The 20,652-nt window shown below is 64.3% G+C and carries 26 protein-coding genes; 15 read left to right on the top strand and 11 right to left on the bottom strand.

Annotated features, from left to right (window positions below; all coding sequences use genetic code 11):
* Positions 1 to 132: 132 nt before the first annotated feature.
* The 4 genes from KDD17_RS11550 to KDD17_RS11565 all read right to left on the bottom strand — a co-directional run bounded on the left by KDD17_RS11550 (position 133) and on the right by KDD17_RS11565 (position 3,625).
* On the bottom strand, positions 133 to 1,587 hold the full coding sequence (locus tag KDD17_RS11550) for an efflux RND transporter periplasmic adaptor subunit (protein WP_212703795.1): 1,455 nt from the start codon (positions 1,585 to 1,587) through the stop codon (positions 133 to 135).
* Positions 1,588 to 1,710: 123 nt separating this feature from the next.
* The gene (gene moaB, locus KDD17_RS11555) at positions 1,711 to 2,253 is read right to left on the bottom strand and encodes a molybdenum cofactor biosynthesis protein B (protein WP_212703796.1); all 543 of its coding nucleotides are present in this window, start codon (positions 2,251 to 2,253) and stop codon (positions 1,711 to 1,713) included.
* Positions 2,254 to 2,255: 2 nt separating this feature from the next.
* A complete protein-coding gene (locus KDD17_RS11560; RefSeq protein WP_212703797.1) occupies positions 2,256 to 2,861 on the bottom strand; it encodes a LysE family translocator in 606 nt (201 codons plus the stop codon).
* Complete coding sequence (locus KDD17_RS11565) at positions 2,858 to 3,625, bottom strand: uracil-DNA glycosylase (protein WP_212703798.1); 768 nt, start codon at positions 3,623 to 3,625, stop codon at positions 2,858 to 2,860. Before KDD17_RS11565 ends, KDD17_RS11560 begins: the two co-directional genes overlap by 4 nt.
* A 99-nt stretch (positions 3,626 to 3,724) precedes the next feature.
* Here KDD17_RS11565 and KDD17_RS11570 point away from each other — a divergent pair, with 99 nt between their 5' ends.
* The 12 genes from KDD17_RS11570 (at position 3,725) to KDD17_RS11625 (ending at position 11,097) form a co-directional block, all read left to right on the top strand.
* Complete coding sequence (locus tag KDD17_RS11570) at positions 3,725 to 4,663, top strand: aspartate carbamoyltransferase catalytic subunit (RefSeq protein WP_212703799.1); 939 nt, start codon at positions 3,725 to 3,727, stop codon at positions 4,661 to 4,663.
* Complete coding sequence (locus tag KDD17_RS11575) at positions 4,660 to 5,157, top strand: hypothetical protein (RefSeq protein WP_212703800.1); 498 nt, start codon at positions 4,660 to 4,662, stop codon at positions 5,155 to 5,157. Before KDD17_RS11570 ends, KDD17_RS11575 begins: the two co-directional genes overlap by 4 nt.
* 60 nt (positions 5,158 to 5,217) lie before the next feature.
* Entirely contained in the window at positions 5,218 to 5,751 is a 534-nt protein-coding gene (locus KDD17_RS11580) for a hypothetical protein (protein WP_212703801.1), read from the top strand.
* Between the two features lie 97 nt (positions 5,752 to 5,848).
* Positions 5,849 to 6,289, top strand: coding sequence for a hypothetical protein (locus KDD17_RS11585; protein ID WP_212703802.1), 441 nt, complete (start codon positions 5,849 to 5,851; stop codon positions 6,287 to 6,289).
* Between the two features lie 50 nt (positions 6,290 to 6,339).
* Positions 6,340 to 7,611: a dihydroorotase gene (pyrC, locus tag KDD17_RS11590; protein ID WP_212703803.1), complete on the top strand. Its 1,272-nt coding sequence runs from the start codon at positions 6,340 to 6,342 to the stop codon at positions 7,609 to 7,611.
* A gap of 18 nt (positions 7,612 to 7,629) precedes the next feature.
* On the top strand, positions 7,630 to 8,238 hold the full coding sequence (gene plsY / locus KDD17_RS11595; RefSeq protein ID WP_212703804.1) for a glycerol-3-phosphate 1-O-acyltransferase PlsY: 609 nt from the start codon (positions 7,630 to 7,632) through the stop codon (positions 8,236 to 8,238).
* Positions 8,235 to 8,573, top strand: coding sequence for a hypothetical protein (locus KDD17_RS11600; protein ID WP_348541456.1), 339 nt, complete (start codon positions 8,235 to 8,237; stop codon positions 8,571 to 8,573). Before plsY ends, KDD17_RS11600 begins: the two co-directional genes overlap by 4 nt.
* Positions 8,574 to 8,582: 9 nt before the next feature.
* Positions 8,583 to 9,116 carry a GbsR/MarR family transcriptional regulator gene (locus KDD17_RS11605; protein ID WP_254796784.1) on the top strand — a complete coding sequence of 178 codons (534 nt, stop codon included), beginning with the start codon at positions 8,583 to 8,585 and terminating at the stop codon, positions 9,114 to 9,116.
* A gap of 24 nt (positions 9,117 to 9,140) precedes the next feature.
* Positions 9,141 to 9,584, top strand: coding sequence for a hypothetical protein (locus KDD17_RS11610; RefSeq protein WP_212703805.1), 444 nt, complete (start codon positions 9,141 to 9,143; stop codon positions 9,582 to 9,584).
* Positions 9,578 to 10,006: a hypothetical protein gene (locus KDD17_RS11615; protein WP_212703806.1), complete on the top strand. Its 429-nt coding sequence runs from the start codon at positions 9,578 to 9,580 to the stop codon at positions 10,004 to 10,006. The genes KDD17_RS11610 and KDD17_RS11615 overlap by 7 nt, the downstream gene beginning before the upstream one ends.
* Positions 10,007 to 10,037: 31 nt before the next feature.
* Entirely contained in the window at positions 10,038 to 10,373 is a 336-nt protein-coding gene (locus KDD17_RS11620) for a hypothetical protein (RefSeq protein WP_212703807.1), read from the top strand.
* 142 nt (positions 10,374 to 10,515) lie between these two features.
* Positions 10,516 to 11,097 carry a DUF805 domain-containing protein gene (locus KDD17_RS11625; protein ID WP_212703808.1) on the top strand — a complete coding sequence of 194 codons (582 nt, stop codon included), beginning with the start codon at positions 10,516 to 10,518 and terminating at the stop codon, positions 11,095 to 11,097.
* A 2-nt stretch (positions 11,098 to 11,099) separates the two neighbouring features.
* On the opposite strand, the gene KDD17_RS11630 is transcribed toward KDD17_RS11625, so the two are convergent.
* The 3 genes from KDD17_RS11630 to KDD17_RS11640 all read right to left on the bottom strand — a co-directional run bounded on the left by KDD17_RS11630 (position 11,100) and on the right by KDD17_RS11640 (position 13,871).
* Entirely contained in the window at positions 11,100 to 12,470 is a 1,371-nt protein-coding gene (locus KDD17_RS11630) for a glutamate--cysteine ligase (RefSeq protein WP_212703809.1), read from the bottom strand.
* Between the two features lie 60 nt (positions 12,471 to 12,530).
* A complete protein-coding gene (locus KDD17_RS11635; protein ID WP_212703810.1) occupies positions 12,531 to 13,055 on the bottom strand; it encodes a hypothetical protein in 525 nt (174 codons plus the stop codon).
* Between the two features lie 96 nt (positions 13,056 to 13,151).
* On the bottom strand, positions 13,152 to 13,871 hold the full coding sequence (locus KDD17_RS11640; RefSeq protein WP_212703811.1) for a 16S rRNA (uracil(1498)-N(3))-methyltransferase: 720 nt from the start codon (positions 13,869 to 13,871) through the stop codon (positions 13,152 to 13,154).
* 11 nt (positions 13,872 to 13,882) lie between these two features.
* Here KDD17_RS11640 and ubiA point away from each other — a divergent pair, with 11 nt between their 5' ends.
* From ubiA to KDD17_RS11655, 3 genes are all read left to right on the top strand, one after another.
* Entirely contained in the window at positions 13,883 to 14,857 is a 975-nt protein-coding gene (ubiA, locus tag KDD17_RS11645; protein ID WP_212703812.1) for a 4-hydroxybenzoate octaprenyltransferase, read from the top strand.
* A 61-nt stretch (positions 14,858 to 14,918) separates the two neighbouring features.
* Positions 14,919 to 16,814: an OmpA family protein gene (locus KDD17_RS11650; protein ID WP_212703813.1), complete on the top strand. Its 1,896-nt coding sequence runs from the start codon at positions 14,919 to 14,921 to the stop codon at positions 16,812 to 16,814.
* Entirely contained in the window at positions 16,811 to 17,137 is a 327-nt protein-coding gene (locus KDD17_RS11655; RefSeq protein WP_212703814.1) for a hypothetical protein, read from the top strand. Before KDD17_RS11650 ends, KDD17_RS11655 begins: the two co-directional genes overlap by 4 nt.
* A 49-nt stretch (positions 17,138 to 17,186) precedes the next feature.
* On the opposite strand, the gene KDD17_RS11660 is transcribed toward KDD17_RS11655, so the two are convergent.
* The 4 genes from KDD17_RS11660 to uvrC are packed head-to-tail and all read right to left on the bottom strand — an operon-like array spanning position 17,187 to position 20,464.
* Positions 17,187 to 17,645 (bottom strand): molybdenum cofactor biosynthesis protein MoaE, encoded by a 459-nt coding sequence (locus KDD17_RS11660; protein ID WP_212703815.1) that lies wholly within the window; start codon positions 17,643 to 17,645, stop codon positions 17,187 to 17,189.
* A gap of 1 nt (position 17,646) precedes the next feature.
* Complete coding sequence (gene moaD / locus KDD17_RS11665) at positions 17,647 to 17,892, bottom strand: molybdopterin converting factor subunit 1 (protein WP_212703816.1); 246 nt, start codon at positions 17,890 to 17,892, stop codon at positions 17,647 to 17,649.
* 4 nt (positions 17,893 to 17,896) lie between these two features.
* Positions 17,897 to 18,556 carry a CDP-diacylglycerol--glycerol-3-phosphate 3-phosphatidyltransferase gene (gene pgsA, locus KDD17_RS11670; RefSeq protein WP_212703817.1) on the bottom strand — a complete coding sequence of 220 codons (660 nt, stop codon included), beginning with the start codon at positions 18,554 to 18,556 and terminating at the stop codon, positions 17,897 to 17,899.
* 42 nt (positions 18,557 to 18,598) lie between these two features.
* Positions 18,599 to 20,464, bottom strand: a complete 1,866-nt coding sequence (gene uvrC / locus KDD17_RS11675) for an excinuclease ABC subunit UvrC (RefSeq protein WP_212703818.1) — start codon at positions 20,462 to 20,464, stop codon at positions 18,599 to 18,601.
* Between the last annotated feature and the right edge of the window lie 188 nt (positions 20,465 to 20,652).

Consider the following 20,652-nt stretch of genomic DNA (forward strand, 5'->3'; position numbering starts at 1 on the left):
CGCGCGCATGTTCGGCGCGGCGGCCGCACCGGCAACGAGCATCAGCACCAGCAGCAGATTGGCAACCGTCCGGTGACGCACGAAATACGACAGGATGCCCTTGGCACTTTTGGGGATCGGGCGGGCCATGGCTCAGCCCCCCATCCGGCTTTCGATTCGCTCGACCATGCGGGCGGGCACACGCGGCTCTGCCAGACGGGCCAGCACGCGGGCCTTTGCCTCCTCGGGCATGCGCGAATTGCCCTCGACAAAGGCGACGAGGCGGGCACGGCGCTCTTCGCTCAGCTCAAGCATTTCCGGGTCTTGGGGCGCCGGGGCGGCGTCGCTGCGAATGGGACGGACCGAGATGCCCGTGCCCAGCAGCGGCGAGCGTGCGGCGACGACCTCGCGCCCGGCAATATCACCGCGGACCAGCACGCTGTCCCCCTGGGTGCGCAGGATGTCGACCTGCCTCTGTTCCAGCCGGTTCTCCGCATCCAGCACCAGCACGCCCCCGTCGGCGGCCACGGCCCCTGCGGGCAGCGAGATCACATTCTCCAGCGGCGGCTCCTGAACGCGCACGGTGACAAAATCACCCGGACGAAAACCGGGCGCGGCCTCAAGTGCGGCAAAGACGAGCCTGCCGGTCAGCCCCTCACCGGCTGCCGCGGAGGTGCGCGTGATGCGCCCCTGCGCCGAGATGTCGACACCCGCCACATCCAGCGCCACGGTGAGCGGTGCGTTGACGATGCTGCCACTGTCGTCCAGCAGCCGCGCGTATTGCGCGGTCGACAGGCGGAACGAGACCTCAAGATCATCTGGATCGATCAACTCGGCCAACCGCTCATTCGCGCTGACCAGACGACCGGCGACGACATTGGGCGCGCTGAGCGTGCCGGTGAAAGGCGCGGTAACGGTCAGATCCTCGACCCCGCGTTGCGCCTCCGCCAGCGCGATTTCAGCGCGGGCAAGACGCGTCGCCGCCAGATCGACACGGGCTTCGGCCTGCGCGAGCGCTTGTCTGCGCGACAACACCGCCTGCCGTGCGGCCGACGTCGCAAGCTCTGCCGTTTCGATCGCCGCGGTTGTAGAAACGCCCCGCTCTGCCAGATCCGCCTGCCGCTGCTCGGCCCGGGCGCGCAAATCGGCCTGATCCTGCGCTGCCGTCAGCTCGTCCCGCGCAAGGATCAGACCCCGGTCCGCATCGCGGACCTCTGCCTCGGCATCGGCCACATCACTGCGCGCGCGGTCCAACGCCGATTGCGCATCCGCAGGGTCAATGCGCAAAAGCGCCTCGCCGACCTGTACCCGCGCGCCGTCCTCGAAATTGGGCGCAAGCTCCACCACGCGGCCCCCTGCGGCGGCGCGCAACTCGAGCGTGCGGCGACTGCCGATTTCCCCAAAGCTGGTCAGCACCGGGGTCGCGGTTTCCGGCGTGGCCGCGACGACGTTGACGGCAAACACACGCTCGCGCGCGGGGGGGCCTGCGGGCGCGTCGGCCATGCGCGTCTGGACCGCACCGCCAATCATCTGCACGGCCCACACCAGCAGGCCCAGCGACACCGCTGCCAGAAAAAAGCCGATCATGGTTTGTCGCAAAAACCGCATCTACCGCCCGTTCATCGTTTTCCTGCCGGATACATAGCGCGTTCCCGCGCAACGCACATCAAAACCATATACGCATCCCGTAACCGTTTCCGTCGCAAGATCACGCGTTTTTGTGCGCTGCCTCTATTTGCGCCTGTGATGTTCATCCAGACGCGGCAGGATTTCCACAAAGTTGCAGGGGCGGTGGCGGTAGTCGAGCTGCTTGCTCAGGATCTCGTCCCAGGCGTCCTTGCACGCGCCTGGACTGCCCGGCAGGGCAAAAAGATAGGTGCCATTGGCCACCCCGCCGGTGGCGCGCGATTGCACCGCGGATGTGCCGATTTTCTGCATCGACACGATGGTAAAGACCGTGCCGAAGGCGTCGATCTCTTTCTCGTAGACATCGCGGTGCGCCTCCACCGTGACATCGCGCCCCGTCAGCCCCGTGCCCCCGGTCGAGATCACGACATCAATCCGCGGATCCGCGCACCAGTCGCGCAGCTGTGCGGCGATAAGGTCCCGCTCGTCGGGGAGGATCTTGCGATCTGCCAGCGTGTGACCCGCATCCTGCAGCCGCGCCACCAGCGTATCGCCGGAGCGATCCTGCGTCAGGTCGCGGCTGTCGGAAACGGTGAGGATCGCAATACGGATTGCAATGAATTCAATTGCTTCGTCGATACGGCTCATGTTCACTCCATCACGGCAAGGCGCAGGGCAAGGGCGGTGTAGATAATGGCGGTGACGGTGCCGAGCACGCCGCTGTTGCGGGTCAATGCACGCCCCCAGCGCCCGGCGGAGGCACCGACCGCGCCGTTCACCACGAACCCACCCGCCGCAATCATCGCGCCAAACGCCAGAAACTGCGCGAATACCGGCCCAGCGGCAGGATCGACAAACTGTGGGATGAACGCAAGAACGAACCAGATCACCTTGATATTACTGAGGTTTGTAAATAGTCCCGCGCGAAAGGCCCGCGCAGGGCGCGGCGCGGCAGGGTCAAGCCGTGTGCGACGGCTGCGCAGCGCCTGCACTGCCAGATACAGCAGATACCCGACACCAATCCAGCGAATAATATCAAATGCTTGCGGCACGGCGTTCATCAGGGCACCAAGGCCCAGACCCGCCAAGGTGACATGCACCATTGCACCGGTCGAGACACCGGCGCTCGCCCGCCACGCCGCCCGCCTGCCATTGTGCAGCCCCTGCGCGAGACACAGCATCATGTCCGGCCCAGGCGTCGCATTCAATGCAAGCGCCGCCGGAATGAAAGCAAGCAGGACAACAGGATCAATCATTTATCCACAGCGTCTTTCAGCGTAAGAAGATCGCTCCAAGCCTCTCGCTTTGCGGCAGCATTCCGCAGCAGATATGCCGGATGAAACATCGGCAAGGCAGGTTTATCCACAGCCTTGGTCCAGCCGCCGCGCAGCCGCGTGATGCCGCGTTTTTCCAGCAAGGCCTGACACGCCCAATTGCCCATCAAAACCACAACCTTCGGATCGGCCAGCTCGATATGGCGGATCAAGAAGGGTTTGAGCATCGCGATCTCTTCGGGTTTGGGATCACGGTTCTGCGGCGGACGCCAAGGCAGCGTGTTGGTGATATAGATCGGCGCCTCGGCGCGATCGCGCCCCATGCCGATGGCCGCGAACATCCTGTCCAGCAACTGCCCCGCCGCACCGACAAAGGGCCTGCCCTGGCGGTCTTCCTCGCGCCCCGGCGCCTCGCCGACGATCATGACGGGCGCGCCCGCGATCCCGTCGGAAAACACCAGATTGCGCGCGCCGCGCTTGAGATCGCAGTGCTCGAACGCTGCCATCGCGGCACGGAGCGCCTCAAGGCTACCCGCCCCTTTTGCGGCAGTTCGGGCCACCGATACCGGATCGTCTGCCGCGATCACCGGCGGCGCGGCGCCGACTTTGCCCGCCGCCTGAGGCTTGGCCAATTTATCGGGCAAATCGTAGCGGTTGACGGGTGCGTCGCCGATACACTCATCCACGCCAAGCTCGATCTGCCAGGCAAGCATGTCACGCGCCGTATGGGGGGTAAGTGATTCCATGCAGCGACCATACGCCTTGCACGCGCCAAGCTGAATGCCCCGCCTTGCCCGGACCCCGCTGCGTGCCTATAAGCCCGCAAACAGCACCGGAGCCTGCCCATGTCGTTTGCGCACCGTCACCTTCTGGGGATCGAGCCGTTGGGCCCGGCCGACATCACGACACTGCTGGATCTGGCCGATGATTACGCAACGCTCAATCGCCAGCCAAACAAGCACCGCGATACCCTCGCGGGGCTCACGCAGGTCAACATGTTCTTTGAAAACTCCACCCGCACACAGGCCAGTTTCGAGATCGCGGGCAAGCGGTTGGGCGCGGACGTGATGAACATGGCGATGCAGGCATCCTCGATCAAAAAGGGCGAGACGCTGATCGACACGGCGATGACGCTGAACGCGATGCATCCCGATCTGCTGGTGGTGCGGCATCCGCAATCGGGCGCGGTGGATTTGTTGGCGCAAAAGGTCAATTGCGCGGTTCTGAACGCGGGCGACGGGCGTCACGAGCATCCCACGCAGGCGTTGCTGGATGCGCTGACCATCCGACGCAAGAAGGGTCGCCTGCACCGTCTGTCCATCGCGATCTGCGGCGATATTGCGCACAGCCGGGTGGCGCGCTCGAACATCATCCTGTTGGGCAAGATGGAAAACCGCGTGCGCCTCATTGGCCCGCCCACGCTGATGCCCTCGCAGATCGCGGAATTCGGGGTCGAGGTGTTCGACGACATGCGCGAGGGCCTGCGTGAAGTGGATGTGGTGATGATGCTGCGCTTGCAAAAAGAGCGCATGGATGGCGGCTTTATCCCCAGCGAACGGGAGTATTACCATCGATACGGGCTGGATGCGGAAAAGTTATCCCACGCCAAATCCGATGCCATCGTGATGCACCCCGGCCCGATGAACCGCGGGGTCGAGATTGACGGCACGCTTGCCGATGACATCAACCGCAGCGTCATTCAGGAGCAGGTCGAGATGGGCGTCGCCGTGCGCATGGCCGCGATGGATCTTCTGGCACGCAACCGGATGCCGCACGCGGTATGAGCAATGATTTCTGGCAGGATGTGCTGGAGCCCGGCGAGACACTGCTTTGGACCGGGCGCCCGCAGCCCCGTCTGCATTGGCGTAACTGGCGCCTCTACGGGCCTGCGCCGATGGCGACACTCGGGCTGTCGCTCGCCGCTTTGATCGCGATTGTGACCCGTGGACCGGGGGCAGAGCTGTGGGTGTTTGCGGCGGCCTCGCTGCTGATCCTGCTGCCGGTGCGCACCACATTGCGGCAACGGCGCGTCCTGCTTCAGACGCGGTATGCGCTGACCGACCGGCGCGCGCTTTTCTTTCGGATAGACGGGGACGAGACCCGTGCGCGGGCTTTTCGCGCCGATCAGATGATCGCACCGCGGCGGCTGCCGACCCTGCCGAACAGCATTATATTTGTACAGCAAGACAATGAAAAAAATATAGAATTCGGCTTCGAATATATCCAGGATAGCGGCGCGCTGACGGATGCACTGCGCACCAGTCCGGTGCCGGGCTAGGGGCTGTCAACTTGGTACGGCGTTCTAGATACCAAAGGGCACACAGACGGACGGAAGCAGATGACACAGATTGAGATGAAAAGGGGCGAGCATGGCGTGATCCGCGTCTTTGCAATTTCGCGCCCCATTGCCGAGGTGGCCAAGGCGCTGCGCGAGGGCGACCGGGCAGAGTTGGGCACCGCACTCCTGAACCATCCCGTAACCGATCGGGATATCGAGATCTTTCCGCTGAGCGATCTGGGCACGCTTGGCCTGGCGAATTACCTTTCCGAGGGCTACGATATTTCCCGCGAGGATCTGCGCCGCGATCGCGCGCGTCTGGAGGCGCTGGATGGCTACGTGCTGCTCTTGCACGCGCGCGTGGCGGCGCAAGAAGCCGTGACGCTGCGCCCCGACCCGGACCTCACGCTGATTGCCACCTATGGCGAGCCGCGCGCCGACATGACGGCAGCGCCTTTCCCGTCGGAGGCCGCGGCCCCCTATTCCGGTGCAACGGCCCCGTCTGAGCCTGCCCGCCGCGCGCCCCTCGTGCGCGCCGGGGTCGTCCTGATCGTCGCCCTATGCCTTCTTCTTCTCTGGTGGAGCCTGTCATGAAAGAACCCAAACCCGATCCCAAGATGTCCGGCCGTGTGGCGACGATAGCGCTGCTGGTGCTGTTTATCCTGGCGTTCTGCATGGTCTATTTTGCCGGATGAACACGCCGCTCGCGCTTTTCCGACCCGATCTGCGTACCTTTGTGAAACGCGCGTTCATCGTGACGGCGCTGACGGCTGTGATCGTGGCGCTGGCGGGCTGGGGGATCGGCACAGTCACGGGGTATTGGCAGGCGATGGCGGTCGGCCCGATCCTCGTGATTGCGTATTTTGCGGTTGATGATCCGCAAAAGTGGCGCGCGGTGCGCGGGCTGCGCTGGCAGCTTACCGACACTCATCTGAACGTACAGGACAGCGAAGGGGAGACGCCCGTCCCCCTCGCTGCCATTGATAAGGTGCTGGAGCGGTCAGGGGGGCGTGTCGTGGTGGTCATGGCGTCGGGCCTGCGGCTGGCGATGCCCTATCTTTCCGATCCCGTGCAGGTCGCGGCGCATATCCGGCGCGCGGCGGACCGGATGCATCCGCCCACGGGCGATTGACCCGGCGGGCAAAACCCGGCACCTAAGCGCAGACTTTCGGGGGCGAGACCATGACGCTGCATTTCACCAACGCGACGCTGCTGGATCCGCAGGCCGGGACCGAAACGCTTGGCTCCTTGTCGGTCGATGAGGGTCGGATCAGCGCGGTCACGCCGGGCAATCTGGCCAACCCCAAGGGGCGGATCATCGATTGCGGGGGCAAATACCTCGCGCCCGGAATTGTCGACCTTGGCGTCAAGGTCTGCGAACCCGGTGAGCGGCACAAGGAAAGCTATCGCTCTGCCGGGCTGGCCGCCGCCAAGGGCGGTGTCACCACGATGATCACCCGGCCCGACACCGATCCTGCCATCGACAGCCCGGAGACGCTGGAATTCGTCACCCGCCGCGCCAATGAGGCCTCCCCGGTGCACGTGCTGCCCATGGCCGCACTGACCAAGGGGCGCGCGGGCCGCGAGATGACCGAAATCGGGTTCCTGATGGACGCAGGCGCCGTGGCCTTTACCGATTGCGATCACGTGGTGACCGATACCAAGGTGTTCCAACGCGCGCTGACCTACGCGCGCAGCCTCGGCGCGCTGGTGATCGCGCATCCGCAGGATCCGGGGCTGAGCCGTGGCGCGGCGGCGACCTCGGGCAAGTTCGCCTCGTTGCGCGGGCTGCCGGCGGTGTCGCCCATGGCCGAGCGGATGGCGCTGGACCGCGACATGGCGCTCGTCGAGATGACGGGCGCGCGCTATCACGCCGACCAGATCACCACCGCCCGCGCCCTGCCCTCGCTGGAGCGGGCAAAGGCCAACGGCCTGGACGTGACGGCGGGCGTGGGCATCCACCACCTGACGCTGAACGCGCTCGATGTGGCGAATTACCGGACGTTCTTCAAGCTCAAGCCGCCCTTGCGCGACGAGGACGACCGGCTGGCGGTTGTGGACGCCGTGGCGCGCGGCGTGATCGACATCATCAGCTCCATGCACACCCCGCAGGACGAGGAAAGCAAGCGGTTGCCTTTCGAAGAAGCCGCCTCGGGTGCCGTGGCGCTTGAGACCTTCCTGCCCGCCGCCCTGCGCCTGTGGCACAGCGAGATGATCGACCTTCCGACGCTGTGGCGGGCGATGTCACTGAACCCCGCGCGCAGGCTGGGGCTGGATACCGGGCGGCTTGAGGTCGGGGCGCCCGCGGATCTGGTGCTCTTTGATCCTTTCGCGCCCTTCGTGCTGGACCGCGCGACGCTACGGTCGAAATCGCGCAATACGCCGTTTGACGGGATGCGGCTGGAGGGTAAGGTGCTGTCGACATGGGTCGGCGGGACCTGCGTTTATGAATAACCCGGTGGAGCGCCTGACATGCCATTGATCGAAACCTCGACCAGCCTGCTGATCCTCTGGGCGCTGACGGGCTATTTGCTGGGGTCGGTCCCCTTTGGCGTGCTGGTGTCGCGCATGATGGGGCTGGGCAACCTGCGCGAGATCGGATCGGGCAACATTGGGGCCACGAACGTGCTGCGCACCGGGTCCAAGCCTGCGGCGATTGCGACGCTGCTGCTGGACGGCGCCAAGGGTGCGGTTGTGCTGCTGCTGGCCCGCGCGCTCACTGGGGAGGACGCGGCACAGCTGGCCGCGGTGATGGCGATGCTGGGGCATTGCTTCCCGGTGTGGCTGGGCTTCAAGGGTGGCAAGGGGGTCGCGACATTCATCGGGATTTTGCTGGCTTTCGCCTGGCCCGTGGGGCTGGCCGTGTGTCTGGCCTGGCTGGTGGGCGCGGGTCTGTCGCGCATGTCGTCGATGGGCGGTCTGCTGGCCGCCGCATCCTCGACAATTCTAATGGTGGTTCTGGGCGCCGGGCACGGTCTGGTGATGGGGATTGTGCTGACGCTGCTGGTGTTCTGGCGCCACCGCGAAAACATCGCGCGGATCAAGGCAGGCACCGAGCCGCGCATCGGCAAAAAGGGGTGAGAGCACCCGCGCCGCCCGGTTTTACCGAGCGGTTGGCGATGATCCCCCTCGGCACGAGTTTCGGCAGTTACAATCACCGGCGCTATACCGCGACGCGCAGCAGCTTCAGCGGCGGGCGCGCGCATAAGCTGGTGGCCGAGGCGCTGGATGGATCGGACTACATCAGCCTCAACCTCTATGATCTGAGCGCCGGCGCACAGCTGGCCCCCTGCGAGATGCCCGCCGAAAAGGTCATCGCCTTCGTGCTGGGCTATGCGCCCGAGACGCCGCCAAAGAAACAGCTTGCCAAGACTGTCGTTTCTGATATTTCTGTCTTTACAGAAATTAATGACTGAGGCGCCACCATGCACCTGACCCCCGCCATGCAAAGCTTTATCCTCCATTGGGGGGACATGGGTGCGAAATGGGGCACTAACCGCTCGGTCGCGCAGATCCACGCGCTGCTGCACATCTCGCCCGAGCCGCTGGCGGCGGATGAGATCTGCGATCTGCTGAACCTCGCGCGTTCGAATGTGTCCAACGGGCTGAAAGAACTGCAAAGCCTTGGCATGGTCAAATCGCAACGCCAGCTGGGCGATCGGCGCGATCATTTCACCTCGATCCGCGATATGTTCGAGCTGACCACCACCGTGATCGAAAGCCGCCGGGAACGCGAATACCTGCCCACCCTGCGCGCACTTGAAGCCGTGCAGCGCGAGGCGGAGGAGGACGCAACCCCCGAGGCCGTCAAAGGCCGCATCAAGGAAACACTCGACACGATGCAGATGTTTGACGGCTGGTACCGCGATGTGTCGCGCCTGCCGCGCGGCGTGCAAATGGCCGCGATCCGACTGGGCGGGCGCATCGCCCGCTTCCTGCCGAAGGGCAAAGACGACTAAAAATTTTGACCAAGGATTTCTCCCATGACAGAAATACCAAAAATAACAGAACGGCGCACACTTCATTGGCGCGCCTTCATCGCCAGTCTTTTGCTGCCGCCCGTCGTGACCCTTGGCCCGCTGCTGCTGGTGTCACTGGCCATCCCCACGCTCAACACGCTGTTAATAGTCGTCTATGTGATGCTGGTGTTTGGCGGCGCGATCTATTTGCTGATCGGGACGCCGACGCTGATCTGGTACCTGCGGCGACAGCCCGCCGATCCCTTCAAGACTGCGCTGATCGCGCTAGTGTCTTTGCTGATCCTGATCCCCGCCGCACCGCTGTTCTGGCTGTTTACCGGAGACCGGGACGCAATGTGGATATCGGCCACACTGATGATGTTCGGTGCCGTTCTTGCGCCGCTTTGGGCGGCAATCTTTGCCCTGCTCTACAATCGTTTTACCCACGGAAAGGAAAAGAAATGCTGATCCTGCGCCCCCCTGACCGCCGCCTGCGGTTCCTTATCGATCCCGTGGCCTTTGCCGTCGCGCTGATCGGCGGACCGGTCATCTTCACCCTGTTCAGCTTCTGGGCGCTGTTCGTCCCGATCTTTGCGCTGGCAATGGGGGGGCCGGTGTACCTGCTGCTGGGCACCCCGTTGCTGATGTGGCACCTGCGCCACAACGAAGGGGATCCCAGCGATCTGGGCTGGCTCGCGTTCAAGACTATGGTGGTCGGGATGCTGGCCGCCATCCTCGCAGCCCTTGTCACCGGCAACGAAGATCTCTTTGGCCTCGGCATGTTCTACAGCGGCTTCGGCATGATTTTCGCGCCCGCCTGGGCCTACTTTTTCGGTGTGATCTACCGACGCCTGCGGCGGGATTTCTACGCCACTCCCCGCCTTGCCTAATTCCCCCTCAGTCTTTTGAAAGGAGACGACCATGACCCTTTTTGCCCTTCTCTACATTGTGCTGACCCTTGGCGGCGTTGCCGCACTGGCCGCGATGATCCTGCGCATCGGCACCATGTTGGGCGATTGCCCGCAAAGCCGCGCAACCGCCCGCGCCGCAGCCGTGACCATCGCCACCGGTTTTGCCGCCATCGGCACCGGCGGGGTGATCCTGATTGGCGCAGGGCTGCCCTTGCTGGCCAATGTCCCCTTTGCCGGGTTCCTCGGCATCACCGGGCTGGCCGCCCTCTGTCTGGGCTTGGGCTTTACCCACGCCGTGCACGTGCTGCGCGCCCTGATGCAGGACGCGGGCGCCAAAGCGGCCTGACGCTGCGGCAGGCCCCCTCGGGGGCCTGTTTCGCCAGCAGAAACACAGTGTTTCCTCTCCTTCGCGCTTTCGCCGCAATCCGCCCGCACCGGGGCCACAGACCAGCGGCACGTTATGGTTGAACCGACCACAGGAGTTTCCCATGACCGGCCCCTTCAGCGCATTGAACCTCGCCTTTACCCAGCTTGTGAAATTTTCCGGGCGCGCCACGCGGTCAGAATTCTGGTGGGTCTTTCTGGCCTACGTCTTGTGCGTTTCGGGGGCCGCTGCCTATGACGCGATGACGGTGATGGCGCTCGTTGAGACCTACGGGGCAAATGCCGTTGCAATGATCGATTTCACCGCGTTTACAGCCACATGGGTGCTTGTCGTCTTTGCCCTGCCCCTGCTCAGCCTCACGGTCCGCCGCCTGCATGACGCCGGATTTTCGGGCTTCTGGGTGCTCGTCAATATGGTTCCGGGCATCGGTGGCCTCGTGCTCCTCGCACTCTGCGCGTTGCCTGGCCAGAACGGCACCACCGTGCACGGCTCACCAATCGGGCGGAGCATCGCCAAACCCCTGCGCGGCAAACGGGCCGATGATCCCTATGCAAAAGCCATGCAAGGCTACGCCGTCCTGTTCGATCAGGACCGCCCCGTGACGCCGGAAATGCAGGCGGCCCGCAAGGAAGAAATCTCGGACTACTACCGCTCCCGTGTTCTCAAACCCGCCGCCTCAGCCTGAGGTCAGTAAGAAAACGCGTCGTAGATCTTGCTCAGATCGCCGCCCCATTCGCCATGGTAGCACGCCAGCAGCTCATCGGCGGGCACGCGGCCGGTCTCGACGCTTTCCTTGAGCGCATTGAGGAAATGCGTCTCATCCGGGACAAGCCCGCCCGCGCCAGTGCGCGCACGCGCCTTCAGCCCCGCCTCTGACAACGCCAGAACCTCGCGGGCGAGATCGTGCATGTTCACCTTGCCCACCTGTGCCTGCAACCCGTCGACCGAAGCCGCGACGCGCATCTCATCGCGCGTCTGCGCATCCCAGCCTTTGACCAGATCCCACGCGCCGTCGAGCGCGGATTGATCGTACATCAGCCCCACCCAGAACGCGGGCAATGCGCACAGGCGGCGCCACGGCCCCCCGTCGGCGCCCCGCATCTCGATGTATTTCTTCATGCGCGCCTCGGGGAAGGCCGTCGTCAGATGATCCGCCCAATCGCTCAGCGTCGGCGTCTCGCCGGGCAGGGCCGACAGCTTGCCGTCGAGGAAGTCGCGGAACGACAGGCCAAGCGCATCGATGTATTTGCCATCGCGGTAGACGAAATACATCGGCACATCGAGCGCGTATTCCACCCAGCGCTCGAACCCGAACCCGTCCTCGAAGATGAAAGGGATCGTGCCCGTGCGCGCGTCGTCCAGATCGCGCCACACGCGCGACCGCCAGGATTTATGCCCGTTGATCTTCCCCTCAAAGAACGGCGAATTGGCAAACAGCGCGGTCGCCAAAGGCTGCAAGGCCACAGCAACGCGCATCTTTTGCACCATGTCGGCTTCCGATCCGAAATCGAGGTTCACCTGAACGGTGCAGGTCCGGCGCATCATGACCCGGCCCATGGTGCCAACCTTGGTCATGTAGTCATTCATCAGCTTGTAGCGGCCCTTGGGCATCAGATCCATCTGATCGTGCGTCCACTCGGGTGCGGCGCCGAGGCCGATCCAGCCGACGCCGATGTCGTCGGCCACATCCTGCACCTCCCGCAGGTGGGTATTCACCTCGTCGCAGGTCTCGTGGATCGTCTCCAATGGCGCGCCCGACAGCTCCAGCTGCCCGCCGGGCTCAAGGCTGATGTTCGCACCCTCCTTCTCGAGGCCGATCAGCTTGCCCGCCTCCTCGACCGGCGCCCAGCCATGGCGGTCCCGCAGCCCTTCCAGCATCACCCGGATCGACCGCTCCCCCTCGTAGGGCAGAGGCTTGTGGGTGTCGCGACAATAGCCGAATTTCTCGTGCTCGGTGCCGATACGCCAGTCGGCCTTGGGCTTACAGCCGTCGGCCAGAAACTCGGCCAGCTGTTCGCGTCGCTCGATCGGGCCGCCGCCGGACTGGGGAATGGACATGTGGTAGGCTCCTGTCTGTTCGGCGGCTCGTCCGCAACCTTGCGGAGAATCGCTGGGCCGTCAATGCAGGACGGCGTGGGCCGGACGCAAGGGGGTGCGCTCCCAGATCACGACCGCTTGAGCGGTGCCGCCCCGCAATTCGGTCAGCATCCGCTCGGTGCGCAAGGCGGGCAGTGTGGCAAACGCATCAAATAGCGCATCCGCCCCGGCGGCATTCACCGGGATCATCACGGGCGATTGCCCGGCGGCGTCCAGCCGCCAATGCGCAGGGCTGCCGCGCCGGTCAAGGCTCAACCGTTCCAGATCGCGCAGCGCCACGACGCCGCCGGTGAGCGGACCAAAATACGCGACCTGCCCTTCGTCGACCTGCACCGCGCCCGCACCGTCACCGGTGCCCCGAAACCGCCCGCGCTGCACACCGACAACGCCCAAAGCAATCCCCGCAATCAGCAGCGCCGCGCCCGGCAGCATCAACAGCCCACCGGGCCCCAACAGCCACCACAGACCCAACAAAACCAGCGTTCCCGCAACCAGCACTTCGCGCCAACGCCAAAGCGCAGCCTTCGCCTCAGGTCTGAAAAACATCGCCATCCCTCCGCGCCAGGGTCACATGTGAAAACGCATGGCCCCCTGCACCCTTTTCCAAATACCTAAATCCCGACCGCACTCCGCGCGCGCCGCTCATGTCCAATCCCCCAGCGCCTGCTGCCAGACCGTCAACGCCGCCACCGCCGCCGTATCCGCCCGCAGGATCCGCGGACCCAGGGAGACCGCCTGTGCGTGATCCTGCGCCCTCAACCGGGCCCGCTCTGCATCGGAAAACCCACCCTCGGGGCCGATGAAAATCGCCCAGGGGCCAGGATCCGCCCGCACCCCCGCAGGCGCGCTCACCAGCGCTTCGTCGCAGAACATGATCCGGCGCGCCGGCTCCCAGCGGTCCAGCAGGGCGGCAAAGCGCACCAGTTCCGCCACCTCCGGCACAAAGGTGCCGCCGCATTGCTCTGCCGCCTCGACCGCGTGGGCCTGAAGGCGGTCGCGTTGAATGCGGCCCGCGTTTGTAAAATCGGTCTGCATGGGCACGATGCGCGCGGCCCCCATTTCGGTCGCCTTTTCGACAATGAAATCCGTGCGCGCCTTCTTGATCGGGGCAAAGCACAGCCACAGGTCGGGGGGCATTTGCAACGCCCGTGTCTGCGCCGCGCAGCGCAGCGTGCCCCCGCGTTTGCCCACCTCGACCACCTCGGCGCGCCATTCGCCGTCCATACCGTTGAACAGCAACACCTGCGCGCCCACCGTCTGACGCATCACGCCAAACAGGTAATGCGCCTGCGCGCGGTCCAGAGGAACCGTTTGCGCCTCCCCCAAAGGGTGCTCTACATAAAGCCTGATCTTCGCGTCCATGAGGCCGATATATGCAAGACCACGCCCCTCCGCCAGAGCCGCAGGACGACGGCAGCGTCGCTGACGCCTATTCGCGCAACTGGGTCGACCGCTACGCACCGACCGCTGCGCGCCCCTATCTGCGGCTCAGCCGGGCGGACCGGCCCATTGGAACTTGGCTGTTGCTGCTGCCGTGCTGGTGGGGTCTGGCGCTGGCAATGCTCTACGATGGGCAAGCCCGCTGGTTCGATCTATGGATCTTTGTCGGCTGTGCGCTGGGCGCGTTCCTGATGCGTGGGGCGGGCTGTACGTGGAACGACATCACCGACCGCGAGATAGACGCAGGCGTCGCGCGCACGCGCTCGCGGCCCATACCGTCGGGGCAGGTCAGCGTACGCGGGGCGGCAGTCTGGATGATCGTGCAGGCGCTGATCGCCTTCCTGATCCTGATTTCGTTCAATGCAGCCGCGATCCGGCTCGGCGTGCTTTCGTTGATCCCGGTCGCGATCTATCCATTCGCCAAGCGGTTCACCTGGTGGCCGCAGGTTTTTCTGGGTCTTGCGTTCAACTGGGGCGCGCTGCTGGCGTGGACCGCGCATACCGGGCGGCTCGATGCGCCTGCCGTGGTGCTGTATCTGGCGGGCATCGCCTGGACACTTTTTTACGATACGATCTACGCCCATCAAGACACCGAGGATGACGCGCTGATCGGGGTGAAATCCACTGCCCGCCTGTTCGGTGACCGCTCACCACAGTGGCTGCGGCGGTTTTTGATGGCGACCGTGGGCCTGATGGGCATCGCCGTGGTCTACGCCGGGCTGCCGCAGGCGTCGGCGCTTGCGCTGGTGGTGGCCCTTGCGGGCCCTTGGGCGATGGGCTGGCACATGGCCTGGCAGCTGCGCGGGCTCGACATCCACAATCCGCAGAAGATGCTGCAATTGTTTCGCGCCAACCGCGACACCGGCATGATCCCGCTGCTGTTTTTCGGCGCGGCGCTGCTGCTGTGATTGCACGGGGCGCCCGGGCAGCGTATCACCACCGCACGTTCCACGATCACAGAAAGTACCGATGCGCCTGTCCTCCGTTCTCATGATCTTTCTGACATTTGCCGCCGCGGCGGTCTTGTCGTTGGTCGCCGCCAATTACTCTGTCAAACTGATCGAGGAATCCTCGGAAATCAGCGTGCGTGACGCGCTTGACGACAAGGGCATGACCTGGGCCGAGGTTGAAGCACGCGGGCTTGAGGTCGCGCTGTCGGGCACTGCCCCGACCGAGGCAATCCGGTTTGCCGCGCTGACGACGGCGGGCACGGTGGTCGATGCGGCGCGCGTCGTCGACGATATGTCCGTCACCGCGCAGGAGGCCATCGCCCCGCCGAAATTCTCCGCCGAGATCCTGCGCAATGACAGCGGTCTTTCCGTCATCGGCCTGATCCCCGCAGAAACCGACCGCGACTATGTGATCGCGCGCTTCAACAGCCTGCGCGGGGCGGAAGGCGTAACCGATCTGCTGGAAACCGCTGACTACCCGGCCCCACCCGGCTGGGACCGCGCGCTTGATTTTGCGCTCGGCGCGATGAGCCAGTTGCCGCGCGCCAAGGTGTCTGTCACCGCAGAACGGGTGGCCATCACCGCCATCACCGACAGCGCCGCCGCCAAGGCCAAGCTGGAGCGCGATTTGCAGCGCGTGGCGCCCGATGGGCTGAAGCTTGAGATGACCATCACCGCGCCGCGCCCTGTCATCACACCCTTTACCACCCGGTTCGAGATCACCGAGGACGGCGCGGGCTTTGACGCCTGTTCCGCCGATTCCGACGCGGCGGCCGAGCGGATCGTCGTGACCGCGATCGCCGCCGGGGCCGAGGCGCCGCGCTGCACCGTGGGGCTAGGCGTGCCCAGCCCTGCGTGGGCCGACGCCGTCACCTCGTCGATTTTTGCGCTGACAAAGCTGGGGCGTGGATCGGTCACCATCGTGGATGCCGACATCACCCTCGTCGCCGCAGAGGGTACGCCACAGGATACCTTTGACACCGTCGTGGGGGAGTTGGAGAACAGCCTGCCCGAGGTATTTGCCCTGCAGTCCACGCTCGAAGAAGCCCCCGACGCCAACGCGGGCCCCAAGGAATTCACCGCGACGCTCAGCCCCGAGGGGCAGGTGCAACTGCGCGGCCGCGTCTCCGACGAGGCGCTGCGCGAGCTGGCGCTGAGTTATGCCAAGGCGCAGTTCGGCTCGGATGCGGTCTATAACGCGGTGCGGATCGTCGATGACCTGCCCGCCGATTGGACAACCCGCGTGCTGGCGGGACTGGAAGGTCTGGGTGCGCTGAGCAACGGCGCGGTGGTGGTTACGCCGGATCGGCTGCAACTGACCGGCAACACCGGCAATCCCGAAGCCTCGACCGAGATTTCCGCCCTGCTGGCCGACAAGCTGGGCGAAGGCGCGCAATTCGATGTCAATGTAACTTACCAAGAGAAACTCGATCCCGTGCTGGGCCTGCCCTCCCCGGAGGAATGCGAGGCCGAGATCGGTGCGATCATCGCCAGCAACAAGATCAACTTCGAGCCCGGCTCCGCCACCATCGACGCCTCGGCGCTCGACACGATGGATGATATCGCCGAAATTCTGAAGAAATGCGGCGATATCCCGCTGGAAATTCAGGGCTACACCGATAGTCAGGGCCGCGAGACCATGAACCTTGCCCTCAGCCAGAGCCGCGCGGAATCGGTGCTCAACGAGCTGCGCGCACGCCGCGTTCTGACAGGCTCATTCACGGCAACGGGCTATGGCGAGGAAAGCCCCATCGCAGACAACGGCACCGAAGCCGGACGCGAGGCGAACCGGCGGATCGAATTCCGTCTGATCCGCCCCGATACGGTGGACACTCCCGAGGAAACGACGCTAGAAAGTGCGGCAGGTGCGGTCGACGCTGCTCCGCAAGATGACAGTGAAAGCCCCACCGAATGAGCCCACGTTTCCAATTCGTCCTCGCGACCGCCGCGATTTTGTTTGTGGCGTTCTGCATGGGGTGGTTTGCCAACTGGCTGCTGCACCGTTTCACCCGTGTGGCCGCCGATGATGTCGCGCAACTCGACCGGATGAGCCAGGAACTGCACGAGGCCGAGGAAACACGCGATCAGGCGATCACCTATCTGCAACAGCGCGAGGCGGAACTGACCAACCAGCTGTCACAGACCGAAGCAGAGCTGCGCGCGGCGATGGACGGGCTGCGCGACGCGCGCCATGAGACCGAAGAGCTGCGCGCCTGGATCGAGCAGAACCGCAGCTGATACTGTCCGCTGGCCCCGGCAAAACCGCCCGCGACGGTTCAGTCGCCCCTTACTTCCGATCCCCAACCCAACGCTCCAGCGCCGCCTCATCGGCGTCTTTCGCCGCCACCCACGCCGCCCCTTTGGCGGTGATCTCGCGCTTCCAGAACGGTGCGCGGCTTTTCAGATAGTCCATCAGGAATTCCGCCGCGGCAAAGGCGTCGACTCGGTGCGGGGCAGAGGTGGCGACCATCATGATCATCTCTCCGGGGGTCAGGCGCCCGTAGCGGTGGATGACCAGCGCATCGCCGAGGCGGAAGCGGGTGATCGCCTCCTGCGCGATGGTCGTCAGCGCGCGTTCTGTCATGCCGGGATAATGCTCGATCTCCATGGCGATCAGGGGGGTATCCGGCAAATCGCGCACCACGCCTGTAAAGGTCACAACCGCGCCCATCGTGGCATCGCCCGCCGCAAAGGCAGCCGTTTCAAGCCCCAGATCAAAGGGCGCCTCCTGCACGCGCACGGGCATCTCAGCCCCCCGTCATCGGCGGAAAGAACGCAACCTCGCGCACCCCTTCGAGGGGGGCGTCAAAATCCGACAGTTCCTGATCCAGCGCGACCCGCAATGCGCTCACATCCGCAAAGGCGGCGGCATAGCGGTCCTCGCGCGCGCTGAGCTCCGCCACCAGATCCGCGACCGTCGCGGCGGAAGTCTCTACCCGCTCACGCGGCAAGCCAATGCGTTCACGCACCCACGCAAAATAGACAATATCCATCACATTAATCCTTCAGAAACGGGCGGGCCTTGCTGAAATAATCCCAGCCCGTGATCGCCGTCAACGCCGCCGCAATCCACAACAGCGCAAGGCCGATGATCCCGGACCATTCCATCGCCCACAGCTTCCACCGCAGGCCAAGCGTGTCTTCTTCGGCACCCGTGAGGATCGCCTGCACCAGCCCCTCGTCCATGCCGTAAACGCTCATGCCCAGATAATGCTCGAACACGCCCTGGCTGAACAGCACGGCAATCGCGGTCATCTGAAAGCTGGTTTTCCATTTCGCCAGTTTGGTGACCTTGAGCGTGCCGGCCGTATCCCCGAGATATTCGCGCAGCCCCGAGACGAATACTTCGCGAAACAGGATCACGGTCGCGGGCAGGATGAGCCACGGCGACCAGCTGGAAAAGCCCACGATCACCATCAGCGCAATCACCACCATCGCCTTGTCCGCGATCGGATCGAGCATCGTGCCCAGCTTGGTCTCCTGCTTCCACAGGCGCGCGAGATAGCCGTCGAACCAATCGGTCACCGCCGCCGAGACGAACAGCAGCAGCGCAAACCAATCCGCGTAGGGCCGCGTGAAATATAGAAACATCACCGCCACGGCGGGCGCCGCTAGCAGGCGCAGCACGGTAAGGATATTGGGCAGGTTCCAAGTCATGGCCGCACCCTATACGCGCCCCGCGCCGGGGGAAAGCACGGGTCAGCCCCGCTCGTGGAAATAGGCATAGATCGTTTCGGCCAGCGCGTCCGACACCCCCTCGACCGCCTTGAGATCGTTGAGGTTCGCGCGCCCCACGGCCTTGGCCGAGCCGAAGTGCGCCAGAAGCGCGCGTTTGCGCGTGGCCCCCACGCCCGGCACATCGTCCAGCGGGGTGGCCCCGACGGATTTGGCGCGTTTCGCGCGGTGGGTCCCGATGGCAAAGCGGTGCGCCTCATCCCGCAGACGCTGGATGAAATAGAGCACCGGATCATTGTGGCGCAGCGCCTTTACGGGCTTGCCGGTGCGGTAGAATTCTTCCTTGCCCGCATCCCGGTCCTCCCCCTTGGCAACGCCGACCATCGGAATATCCTCGACCCCGTATTCAACCATGATTTCGCGCACGGCGCTGACCTGCCCGGCCCCGCCGTCGATCAGCAGCAGATCGGGCCAATGACCTTCCTTGCGGTCGGGGTCTTCCTTGAGCAGGCGTTTGAAACGGCGGGTCAGCACTTCCTTCATCATGCCGAAATCGTCGCCGGGCGTGAGGTCATCGCCGCGGATGTTGAACTTGCGGTACTGGTTTTTCATCATGCCCTCTGGGCCCGCGACAATCATCGCCCCCACGGCAAAGGCACCTTGAATATGCGAGTTGTCGTAGACCTCGATCCGTTCGGGAGCCTTCGGCAGCTCGAACGCGTCGGCCAGCCCTTTGAGCAGTTTGGTCTGTGTCGCGCTTTCGGCCATCTTGCGCGCAAGGCTTTCGCGGGCGTTGCGCAGGGCGCCATCCACCAGCTCTGCCTTTTCGCCGCGCTGGGGCACGAGGATCTCGACCTTGCGGTCGATCTTGCTGCCCAACGCCTCGGCCATCAGATCGGGGTTTTCGATCTGGTTGCTGAGGATCAGCTGGCGGGGTGGCTCCCGCGTATCGTAGAATTGGCCGATGAACGCCTCCAGCACTTCGGCCGCGTCCACGTCATCGCCGACACGGGGGTAGTAATCGTGATTGCCCCAGTTTTGGCCCGAACGGATGAAAAACACCTGCACGCAGGCCTGCCCATCGGCCATGTGCAGCGCGATGATGTCCGCCTCGCTCACACCCTTGGGATTGATGCCCTGCGCGGTCTGCACCTGCGTGAGCGCCTTGATCCGGTCCCGCAGGGCGGCGGCGCGCTCGAATTCCATCTCTTCGCTGGCTTTGCCCATCTCCGCCGCAAGGCGTTGCTGGATGCCCGTCGTCTTGCCCGACAGGAATTTCTGCGCGTCCTGCACGGTTTGCGCGTAGTCCTCGGCGCTGATTTTCCCCACACAAGGGGCCGAGCAGCGTTTGATCTGGTATTGCAGGCAGGGCCGCGTGCGCGCCTCGAACTGGCTGTTTGAGCAATCGCGCAGCAGGAACACACGCTGCAGCTGGTTGAGCGTGCGGTTCACCGCGCCCGCACTGGCGAAGGGACCGTAGTAGGCGCCTTTTTCCTTCTTTGCGCCGCGGTGCTTCTTGATCTGCGGGTAGTCGTGGCCGGTGGTGACCAGTATGTTGGGAAAGCTCTTGTCGTCGCGCAGCAGCACGTTGAACTTGGGCTTGAGCTGCTTGATCAGGTTCTGCTCAAGCAGCAGCGCCTCGGTTTCCGTGCGCGTCGTGAGGAACATCATCGAGGCGGTATTGGCGATCATGCGCGCGATGCGCCCGCTGTGGCCCGAGGGTCGCGCGTAGTTGCTGACCCGCGCCTTGAGATTGCGCGCCTTGCCGACATAGAGCACCCGACTTTCGCTATCGAGCATCCGGTACACGCCCGGCGAGCCGTCGAGGGTTTTCAGATAGCCTTGAATGACGTCGTAGCCGGTTTTTACGTTCTCATCTGTTCCGGTCATGTCTGCCCGATTCTTCTTTTCGCTTCACATCCCTTGGGGAGCTTCAATGGAAAACCTGTCCACCATTTCTGTGGATAACTCCGCGTATAACTTTTCGGCGTTCCGGATTTTCCCTTGCAAATTAAAGGCTTCCCCGAAGCGCCTAAAAATACGGCAGGATATTAAGGCTTTGAAATCAAATAGTTTAT

This window comes from Sulfitobacter albidus (assembly GCF_018200035.1).
In the GTDB taxonomy this organism is placed as follows: domain Bacteria; phylum Pseudomonadota; class Alphaproteobacteria; order Rhodobacterales; family Rhodobacteraceae; genus Sulfitobacter; species Sulfitobacter albidus.

Coding starts and splice junctions, on each gene's coding strand:
- KDD17_RS11585 (WP_212703802.1), top strand. CDS start 5,849: ATGAACACGCCGCTCGCGCTTTTCCGACCCGATCTGCGTACCTTTGTG.
- KDD17_RS11550 (WP_212703795.1), bottom strand. CDS start 1,587: ATGCGGTTTTTGCGACAAACCATGATCGGCTTTTTTCTGGCAGCGGTG.
- KDD17_RS11630 (WP_212703809.1), bottom strand. CDS start 12,470: ATGTCCATTCCCCAGTCCGGCGGCGGCCCGATCGAGCGACGCGAACAG.
- KDD17_RS11615 (WP_212703806.1), top strand. CDS start 9,578: ATGCTGATCCTGCGCCCCCCTGACCGCCGCCTGCGGTTCCTTATCGAT.
- KDD17_RS11570 (WP_212703799.1), top strand. CDS start 3,725: ATGTCGTTTGCGCACCGTCACCTTCTGGGGATCGAGCCGTTGGGCCCG.
- KDD17_RS11575 (WP_212703800.1), top strand. CDS start 4,660: ATGAGCAATGATTTCTGGCAGGATGTGCTGGAGCCCGGCGAGACACTG.
- plsY (WP_212703804.1), top strand. CDS start 7,630: ATGCCATTGATCGAAACCTCGACCAGCCTGCTGATCCTCTGGGCGCTG.
- KDD17_RS11655 (WP_212703814.1), top strand. CDS start 16,811: ATGAGCCCACGTTTCCAATTCGTCCTCGCGACCGCCGCGATTTTGTTT.
- moaB (WP_212703796.1), bottom strand. CDS start 2,253: ATGAGCCGTATCGACGAAGCAATTGAATTCATTGCAATCCGTATTGCG.
- KDD17_RS11560 (WP_212703797.1), bottom strand. CDS start 2,861: ATGATTGATCCTGTTGTCCTGCTTGCTTTCATTCCGGCGGCGCTTGCA.
- uvrC (WP_212703818.1), bottom strand. CDS start 20,464: ATGACCGGAACAGATGAGAACGTAAAAACCGGCTACGACGTCATTCAA.
- KDD17_RS11565 (WP_212703798.1), bottom strand. CDS start 3,625: ATGGAATCACTTACCCCCCATACGGCGCGTGACATGCTTGCCTGGCAG.
- KDD17_RS11650 (WP_212703813.1), top strand. CDS start 14,919: ATGCGCCTGTCCTCCGTTCTCATGATCTTTCTGACATTTGCCGCCGCG.
- pyrC (WP_212703803.1), top strand. CDS start 6,340: ATGACGCTGCATTTCACCAACGCGACGCTGCTGGATCCGCAGGCCGGG.
- moaD (WP_212703816.1), bottom strand. CDS start 17,892: ATGGATATTGTCTATTTTGCGTGGGTGCGTGAACGCATTGGCTTGCCG.
- KDD17_RS11605 (WP_254796784.1), top strand. CDS start 8,583: ATGCACCTGACCCCCGCCATGCAAAGCTTTATCCTCCATTGGGGGGAC.
- KDD17_RS11635 (WP_212703810.1), bottom strand. CDS start 13,055: ATGTTTTTCAGACCTGAGGCGAAGGCTGCGCTTTGGCGTTGGCGCGAA.
- KDD17_RS11640 (WP_212703811.1), bottom strand. CDS start 13,871: ATGGACGCGAAGATCAGGCTTTATGTAGAGCACCCTTTGGGGGAGGCG.
- KDD17_RS11620 (WP_212703807.1), top strand. CDS start 10,038: ATGACCCTTTTTGCCCTTCTCTACATTGTGCTGACCCTTGGCGGCGTT.
- KDD17_RS11660 (WP_212703815.1), bottom strand. CDS start 17,645: ATGCCCGTGCGCGTGCAGGAGGCGCCCTTTGATCTGGGGCTTGAAACG.
- KDD17_RS11610 (WP_212703805.1), top strand. CDS start 9,141: ATGACAGAAATACCAAAAATAACAGAACGGCGCACACTTCATTGGCGC.
- KDD17_RS11625 (WP_212703808.1), top strand. CDS start 10,516: ATGACCGGCCCCTTCAGCGCATTGAACCTCGCCTTTACCCAGCTTGTG.
- ubiA (WP_212703812.1), top strand. CDS start 13,883: ATGCAAGACCACGCCCCTCCGCCAGAGCCGCAGGACGACGGCAGCGTC.
- pgsA (WP_212703817.1), bottom strand. CDS start 18,556: ATGACTTGGAACCTGCCCAATATCCTTACCGTGCTGCGCCTGCTAGCG.
- KDD17_RS11580 (WP_212703801.1), top strand. CDS start 5,218: ATGACACAGATTGAGATGAAAAGGGGCGAGCATGGCGTGATCCGCGTC.